We start from the raw sequence: 6,786 nt of genomic DNA, 5'->3' as shown, positions 1-6,786 counted from the left end.
CCGGCGCCGGGCGGGCCGGGCCGCGGACGGGCGCGGGCGCCCCTGCCGTGCCGGGAACGGCGCGTCGCGGCGCGGCCGCGGCCGGCGCGGGCGGAAGCCCCGCCTGCTCCGGAGGATCCGAGGGCTCGGGGGCGCTCCTCGGGCGACCTCCGGCGCAGCCGACGACGACGCAGGCGAGGGCGACCCATCGCTTCACGGGACGAGGTTAACCCGGAAGCCCGCCGGGTCGAAGGCGACGCCCGGTGTCGCCGCGATCCGCGGCCGCTCCGCGCGCCCGGTGATAGAGAATCTCGCGGGAGTCGCCGTCGTGGCCCCGGCCCCCGGCGGCGCCCTCGCGGAGGAGAGCGTGCTGGTCCCCGAGCCGTTCGATCTCGCCCTGGTGGTGCGCAGCCACGGCTGGTACGACCTGCCGCCGTGGCGCTGGGATCCGGCGCGGCAGGTGCTGGGGCGGCCGCTCCGGCTCGGCTCCGGGCGGCTCGTGGACGCGGAGGTCGCGCCGGCGGAGCGGGGGCTCGCCTTCCACGCCTTCGCCGACGGCGGGCTCTCCGCGGCGGAGTCCCGGGAGGCCCGGGCCGGCCTCGGGATCTGCCTCGCCCTCGACGAGGACCTCGAGCCGTTCCGCGCCCTCGCCGCGGGGCTCGAGGCGCGGCGCGCCGCGGGGACGGGCAAGGACCTGCCGGACCTCCGCTGGGCGCTCGCCCGGGGCGCCGGGAGGCTCCTGCGCTCGCCCACCGTCTTCGAGGACGCGGTGAAGACGCTCTGCACGACCAACTGCACCTGGGCGCTCACGCGCGTGATGGTCGCGAACCTCTGCGACAAGCTCGGGGAGGCCTCGCCGCTCGGGTCCCGCACCTTCCCCACCGCGGCGGCCATGGCCGCGCGGGACGAGCGCTTCTTCCGCGACGAGATCCGCGCCGGGTACCGCGCCCCGTCCCTGCTCGCGCTCGCCCGCGCCAACGCGGAGGGGGCGCTCGACCTCGAGGCGCTGCGCGCCAGCCCGCTCCCGACGGAGGTGGTGGCGGAGCGGATCTCCGCCCTCGCCGGGTTCGGGCCGTACGCCACCGAGCACCTCCTGCGCCTCCTCGGGCGTCACGGCCACCTCGCGCTCGACTCCTGGACCCGTCCGAAGCTCGCCCGGCTCCGCGGGAAGCGGTCCGTCCCGAAGGACGCGACCCTGCGGCGGTGGTACGCACCGTACGGGGAGTACGCTGGCCTCGCCATGTGGCTCGAGGTCACCGCCGACTGGCACGGCGATCGACCGACCTGGCCGCCCCGCGCGGACGCGTCGCCCCGCCGGGGGCGAACCTCGGGCGCGCGGCCTCGTCACCGAGGTGGTAAGAAGCGAGGGACCTCGGAAAAGGAGACCGGATGAAGGCGGCGTTCGTGCTGGTGAAGTGCCACCTGGGGCGGCTCGAGCAGGTGGCGAATGCGCTCATGGAGATCGAGGGCGTGTCCGAGGTCCACTCGGTGACCGGCGCGTGGGATCTGCTCGTGAAGCTGTACGCGCCGACCTACGAGGAGTTCGGGGATCTCATCCCCGACCTCCTCCAGAAGGTCCCGGGCGTCCGGGACACCGAGACGCTGCTCGCCTTCAGGGCCTTCAAGCCGAGCGCGTAGGAGGACGCATGGCGTTCCGGATCCAGCAGCCCGTCCGCCATCCCGACGTGGACCGGACCGGGATCGTCTACTTCCCGCGCTTCTACGACTTCTTCCACCGCGCGCTCGAGGACTTCTTCGCGCGCGAGGTCGGCGTTCCGATCTGGGAGCTGTCGGAGAAGCTCGGCGTCGCGTTCCCGGTGGTGCACATCGAGACCGACTTCGTCGAGCCGCTTCAGCACGGCGACCTCGTCACGATCCAGGTGGGCGTGACCAAGGTGACCGCGCACGCGATCACGCTCGCCTACGAGGTGTACCGCCCCGGCGAGCGTGATCCGGCCGCGCGCTCCACCGTGGTGCTCGCGTGCATCGAGGTCCCGGGGTGGAAGAAGACGGAGATCCCGGAGAAGGTCCGGGCGGCGTTCGAGCGGCATCGTTGAAGCGGGGGCTGCGCCCCCGCTCCGCCTGCGCTGCTCCGCTATGTCCGGGCCCGCGATCGCACGATGCGGCGCTCGGTCTCCCGTGATCCGTGCCCGTCACCGTCACCGGCCTCTCGTGACCCGTGAACCGGATCCCGTGGCCCGGATCCCGTGGTCCGACGCCGTCGGGTGACGGGCAACGGGCAACGGGCAACGGGAGGCGGGAGGCGGACACGGGGAACGGTGACGGTCACGGGCACGGCCACGGTGACGGGAGGACCGCCTGCGCCGGGATACCCGTGACCTCGCGCTCCGGCATTCGCGGGTGCGTCGGATCACCCCGCCGGCGGCGCGCCGGCCCCGGAGCCGTGGGCGGCGCCCGCCGGCGGCGCGTCCGGCTCGACCCCGGTCGCGACCCCGGCCCGCGCCTCGGGGCCGGCGCCCCCCTCGCCCGGACCGCCGAACTCGCGGCGGTACATCTTCACGGTCGTGAGCAGGAACGTCACGATGAGCGGCCCGACCACCAGGCCGATCGCGCCGAAGACCGCCACCCCGCCGAGCAGGGCGAAGAAGACGACGCCGCCGTTCAGCGCCATCCCGCCCTTGAGCAGGTACGGCCGCGCCACGTTGTCGATGATCGAGACGAAGACGATCCCCCAGACGGCGAGGAAGATCCCGGCGAGGAGGTGGCCCGTGGCGGCCAGGATGATCCCGACGAGAACGACCATCGCCGTCGCGCCGATCGCCGGGATGAGCGCGAAGACGAACGTCATGAACGAGAGGAAGACCGGGTTCGGCGCACGCGCGACGAGGTAGCCGACGAAGGCGGTGACGGTCTGGATGCCCGCGGTCGCCACCGTGGCGACGAGCACCGAGACGGTCGTCCGGCGGAAGTCGCCGATGAGCTCCCGGAACTGGCCCGGCCGCAGCGGCACCTGGGCGTCCAGCCAGCCCAGGAGCCCGCGCCCGTCCACGAGGAAGAAGAAGAGTCCGACGAGCATCATGGCGGCCTGGAACAGCGCGCCGCCCGTGGCGGCGAGCAGCCCGCCGACCGCCGCGGCGGCCTGCCCGCTGCGAGCGCCCGCGAACTCCTGGAGCTGCCGCTGCGGCTCCGGGATCGCGGCGAGCGCGCGCCGCGCGAGGTGCTCAACGGGCGCGGGCAGGCGCGCGACCAGGCCGGCGATCCCCTCGCTCTGGAGCGCGTCCCGGAGCCACTGGATCCCGGTCAGCACCTGGTTCGCCAGCATCGCGCCGAAGGTCGCGACCGGGAACACCACCACGAGCAGGACGCCCACGGTGAGGAGCGTCGCCGCGAGGGCCCGGCGACCGCCGAGCTTCCGCGAGAGCCATTCCATCGACGGGGCGAGGACGGCCGCCAGGACCGCCGCGAGGAAGAGCGCCGCCCAGAACGGTGTCATCAGCAACGCGGTGAGCGCCGCGGCGGCGACGAGGAGGATCACGATGAAGCGTCGGGCGTGGATGTCGGTCGCCATGGTTCCCCTGGGTCAGAAGTTGGCGTGCACGCGCGCCGGAGGGATCCCCGCCTCCGAGAGGACGCGGCGCACGTCCTCCACCATCGCCGTCATCCCGGCCACGAACGCCACCGTCTCCTCGGGCGCGGTCCCGCCGAAGGCGAGGGCGCGCGCGACCTCCTGCACGCGCCCTCGCACGCCCGTCCACGCGTCGTCGGCCCGGGACGGGCAGAGCACGACGCGCACGCCGCCGCGTTCCCAGCGCACCTGCTCGCCGCGGTAGGCGAACTCGGCGCCGTGGCGCTGCCCGTAGAAGAGCGTCACCCGTCGGAACTCGTCACGCTGGGCGAGGAGGTGCTGCACGACGGCGCGGATCGGGGCGATGCCGGACCCGGCGCCGAAGAGTAGGACGTCCCGCCCGATCCCCTCCTCGACGGGGAACCCCTCGCCGAACGGCGTGGTGACCTCGAGCGCGTCGCCCGGCTCCACGCCCGCGATCGCGTCGGCGATCTTCCCGCCGCGCTTCACGAGCAGATCCGTGACGGCGTCCGCCGCGGGGGCGCTCGCCAGCGCGAAGAACCCCTCGCCGGTGGGGACGCGGATCTTCACGACCTGCCCCGGGCGGACGTGCGCGCGAGCGAGCGCGGGCGGCAGCGCCAGGCGGACGGCCCGGAACGCGGCGGTCTCGTCCCACGCGGCGGTGACGCGCACGGGGGTGTAGTCGGTCGGGCCCAGCATCGACGCGAGGCTATAACGGAAACGGCCGGCCGGCGCGCTCCGGGCCGCCGCGATCGGGGATCACCCGGGACCTCCCGCCGCGCCCCCGGACACCGGGAGCTGGTCGAGGTCGAGGAGCCACCCGTCCCGGGCCGCGACCGTCGCCACGCCCGTCCGCGCCGAGATCGCCTGCGCCGCCGCCTGCGCCGCGAGCGGCGGGAGCTGCATCCCGAGGTGCGTGAGCACCGCGAGCCGCGGCCGGATCGCCGCGATCAGCGCCTCGGCGTCGTCGGCGCCGAGGTGGAGGTAGCGACGATCGCGCCCCTTCGCGCGCGTCGTGTTGACGAGGAGCAGATCGACCCCAGCGTACGCGGCGGGGAGGGCGTCCATCCAGAAGGTGTCGATCACGTGGCCGGCGACGAGCCCGTCCGTCGCGAGCCGGTAGCCGTAGGTCTCGACGCCGTGGTCGTGCGCGAGCGGCGTCTCCAGCACCACGCCCGGCGCCAGCTCGTGACGGCTCCCCTCCGAGAGGACGAGCCGCCGGTCCACGAACTTCTGGGCGTACCGGAACACGACCGGCTCCTCCTCGAGGGCGTCGCGCGGGGCGAGGAGCGTGCCGCGCCGCGCGAACCCGCCGCGGGTCATCGCCTCCACGACCGCGGTCGCGTCGCCCGAGTGGTCGAGGTGGCGGTGCGTGACCACGAGCGCGTCCACGCGCGAGGGGTCGATCTTCGGGCGCGACGAGAGCGCGCGCACCAGGGCGCCCGGCCCGGGATCGACCCAGATCGTGAAATCGCCGAGGCGCCAGACCACCCCGCCCGAGTGCCGGATCTGCGTCGAGACCGCGAAGCGGGCACCGGCGGTGCCGAGGAACTTGAGCGAGCGAAGCGGGGCGGGGTGAGACTCGGGCACCTCGCGATCATAACCGCAGCGCCCTCGGGGGGCACGACCGGCGGGCTGCGTCCGGCGTCACTGATCGTGAGTCCATCGGCGTGGGAAGCGGGGCCACCGGTGTACCCCGTACCCGTCACCGTGCCCGTACCCGTGACCGTTTCCCGTGACCGTTTCCCGTGCCCGCCTCCCGCCTCCCGTGTCCCCTGGCCCGTGGCCCGTGATCCGACGGCGTCGGACCACGGGAACGGGCCACGGGCCACGCGACCCGGTGACGGTGACGGTCACGGATCACGGGGACCGGCGTGCGACCTCGGCACGCAGGCGGTGGCGCAGCCCCCGTCAATAACTAATCAGCGAGTGAACCTTGTCCGCCCCGAGCCGCCGAGCGCCGTGCAGGAACGAGAGCTCGACCAGGAACGAGAAGGACACGAGCTCGGCGCCCTGGCGCGCCACGAGGCGGCCCACCGCGCCCGCGGTGCCGCCCGTCGCGAGCACGTCGTCCACGACCAGGACCCGCTCGCCCGGCCCCACCGCGTCCACGTGGAGCTCGAGGGCGTTCTCGCCGTACTCGAGCGCGTACGCCTCGCGGATCGTCTGCCACGGGAGCTTGCCCGGCTTGCGCGCCACCGTGAGCCCGGCGCCGAGCGCGTACGCGAGCGGCGCCGCGAACAGGAAGCCGCGCGACTCGATCCCGACGACCTTGTGGATCCGCTCGCCCTTCCAGCGCGCGACGAACGCGTCGATTACCTCGCGGAACGTCGCGGGGTCGGAGAGGGCAGGGGTGATGTCCTTGAAGACGATCCCCTTCTGCGGGAAGTCGGGGACGTCGCGGATCCGGGCGCGGACGGCATCCATCATGGCCCGCCCACCTTAGCACGGGCGCGGCTTCCATCACGGCAGGAACAGCAGCGGGTTCCGCGGGCGGCTGCCCTCGCGCACCTCGAAGTGGAGGTGTGGCCCGGTCGTCCGGCCGGTCTGGCCCACGCGGGCGACGGGCTCGCCGCGGCGGACGTGGTCGCCCTCGCGCACGAGCACGGCCGAGGCGTGCGCGTACAGCGTGAGGAGGCCGTCGTCGTGGCGCAGGATCACGATGTCGCCGTACCCCGCCTGCGCGCCGGCGTAGATCACCGTGCCGTCGGCAGCGGCGTCGACCTCGGTCCCCTCCGGCGCGGCGATGTCGATGCCGTCGTGGCGCTGCCCGGCGCGGACGCCGAACCGGCCGTACAGGACGCCGCGCAGCGGCCACGCGAGCGGGGGCGCGTTCCGCGGCGACGCCTCGGCGCGGGCGGGCTCCGGGGGCGGCGGCGCGTCCCGCGGCGGCTCGTGGTGCTCGGCGCGCTCCGGCGAGGGCGCAGGGGGGGAGGCGGAGGCCGAAGAGGCGGAAGAGGGCGGGGCGGCGGCCGCCGGATCGCCCGCCAGCGGCACCGCCACGACGCGCGACGCGCCGGGGACGAAGAGCTCGGCGCCCGCCGCGACCGCGCGCGGGTCGGCGATCCCGTTCGTCTCCATGAGCTCGCGCAGGTCGATCCCGTACGCGCGGGCGATCCGCCAGAGCGTCTCGCCGCGCTGGACCACGTGGATCACGCCGCGGGCGGGGGCCGACTCGTCATGGGCCGGAGCCGTCGCGGGCGGGCTCGGCGGGCGCGGCGCCGGAGGCGGCGGGCGCGTCGGCGCGGCCGCCGGGGGCC

8 protein-coding genes are annotated in these 6,786 nt (G+C 75.0%); 3 read left to right on the top strand and 5 right to left on the bottom strand.

Features of this window, described 5'->3' with window-relative positions; all coding sequences use genetic code 11:
• Nucleotides 1-307 precede the first annotated feature (307 nt).
• Genes MNZ27_RS22645 through MNZ27_RS22635 form a run of 3 tightly spaced genes read left to right on the top strand, consistent with a single transcriptional unit; the run spans nucleotide 308 to nucleotide 2,036 of the window.
• Nucleotides 308-1,372 (top strand): DNA-3-methyladenine glycosylase family protein, encoded by a 1,065-nt coding sequence (locus MNZ27_RS22645; RefSeq protein WP_242396339.1) that lies wholly within the window; start codon nucleotides 308-310, stop codon nucleotides 1,370-1,372.
• Nucleotides 1,369-1,617 (top strand): Lrp/AsnC ligand binding domain-containing protein, encoded by a 249-nt coding sequence (locus MNZ27_RS22640; protein WP_242396338.1) that lies wholly within the window; start codon nucleotides 1,369-1,371, stop codon nucleotides 1,615-1,617. The genes MNZ27_RS22645 and MNZ27_RS22640 overlap by 4 nt, the downstream gene beginning before the upstream one ends.
• Nucleotides 1,618-1,625: 8 nt before the next feature.
• Entirely contained in the window at nucleotides 1,626-2,036 is a 411-nt protein-coding gene (locus MNZ27_RS22635) for an acyl-CoA thioesterase (protein WP_242396337.1), read from the top strand.
• A 314-nt stretch (nucleotides 2,037-2,350) separates the two neighbouring features.
• Here MNZ27_RS22635 and MNZ27_RS22630 read toward each other — a convergent pair whose 3' ends face one another.
• From MNZ27_RS22630 to MNZ27_RS22610, 5 genes are all read right to left on the bottom strand, one after another.
• Nucleotides 2,351-3,508, bottom strand: coding sequence for an AI-2E family transporter (locus tag MNZ27_RS22630; protein ID WP_242396336.1), 1,158 nt, complete (start codon nucleotides 3,506-3,508; stop codon nucleotides 2,351-2,353).
• A gap of 12 nt (nucleotides 3,509-3,520) precedes the next feature.
• Nucleotides 3,521-4,225, bottom strand: a complete 705-nt coding sequence (locus tag MNZ27_RS22625) for a ferredoxin reductase domain-containing protein (RefSeq protein ID WP_242396335.1) — start codon at nucleotides 4,223-4,225, stop codon at nucleotides 3,521-3,523.
• Between the two features lie 60 nt (nucleotides 4,226-4,285).
• Nucleotides 4,286-5,116 (bottom strand): MBL fold metallo-hydrolase, encoded by an 831-nt coding sequence (locus MNZ27_RS22620; RefSeq protein WP_242396334.1) that lies wholly within the window; start codon nucleotides 5,114-5,116, stop codon nucleotides 4,286-4,288.
• A 321-nt stretch (nucleotides 5,117-5,437) separates the two neighbouring features.
• Nucleotides 5,438-5,956, bottom strand: coding sequence for an adenine phosphoribosyltransferase (locus MNZ27_RS22615; protein ID WP_242396333.1), 519 nt, complete (start codon nucleotides 5,954-5,956; stop codon nucleotides 5,438-5,440).
• A 33-nt stretch (nucleotides 5,957-5,989) separates the two neighbouring features.
• A partial coding sequence (locus MNZ27_RS22610) for a peptidoglycan DD-metalloendopeptidase family protein (protein WP_242396332.1) occupies nucleotides 5,990-6,786 on the bottom strand: 797 nt, incomplete at its 5' end.

This window comes from Anaeromyxobacter oryzisoli (genome assembly GCF_022690765.1).
Lineage (GTDB): Bacteria > Myxococcota > Myxococcia > Myxococcales > Anaeromyxobacteraceae > Anaeromyxobacter > Anaeromyxobacter oryzisoli.
Note: the sequence above shows the minus strand (reverse complement) of the source record. Positions and strands in the feature narration are given on the sequence as shown.

Coding starts and splice junctions, on each gene's coding strand:
- MNZ27_RS22640 (WP_242396338.1), top strand. CDS start 1,369: ATGAAGGCGGCGTTCGTGCTGGTGAAGTGCCACCTGGGGCGGCTCGAG.
- MNZ27_RS22625 (WP_242396335.1), bottom strand. CDS start 4,225: ATGCTGGGCCCGACCGACTACACCCCCGTGCGCGTCACCGCCGCGTGG.
- MNZ27_RS22635 (WP_242396337.1), top strand. CDS start 1,626: ATGGCGTTCCGGATCCAGCAGCCCGTCCGCCATCCCGACGTGGACCGG.
- MNZ27_RS22630 (WP_242396336.1), bottom strand. CDS start 3,508: ATGGCGACCGACATCCACGCCCGACGCTTCATCGTGATCCTCCTCGTC.
- MNZ27_RS22615 (WP_242396333.1), bottom strand. CDS start 5,956: ATGATGGATGCCGTCCGCGCCCGGATCCGCGACGTCCCCGACTTCCCG.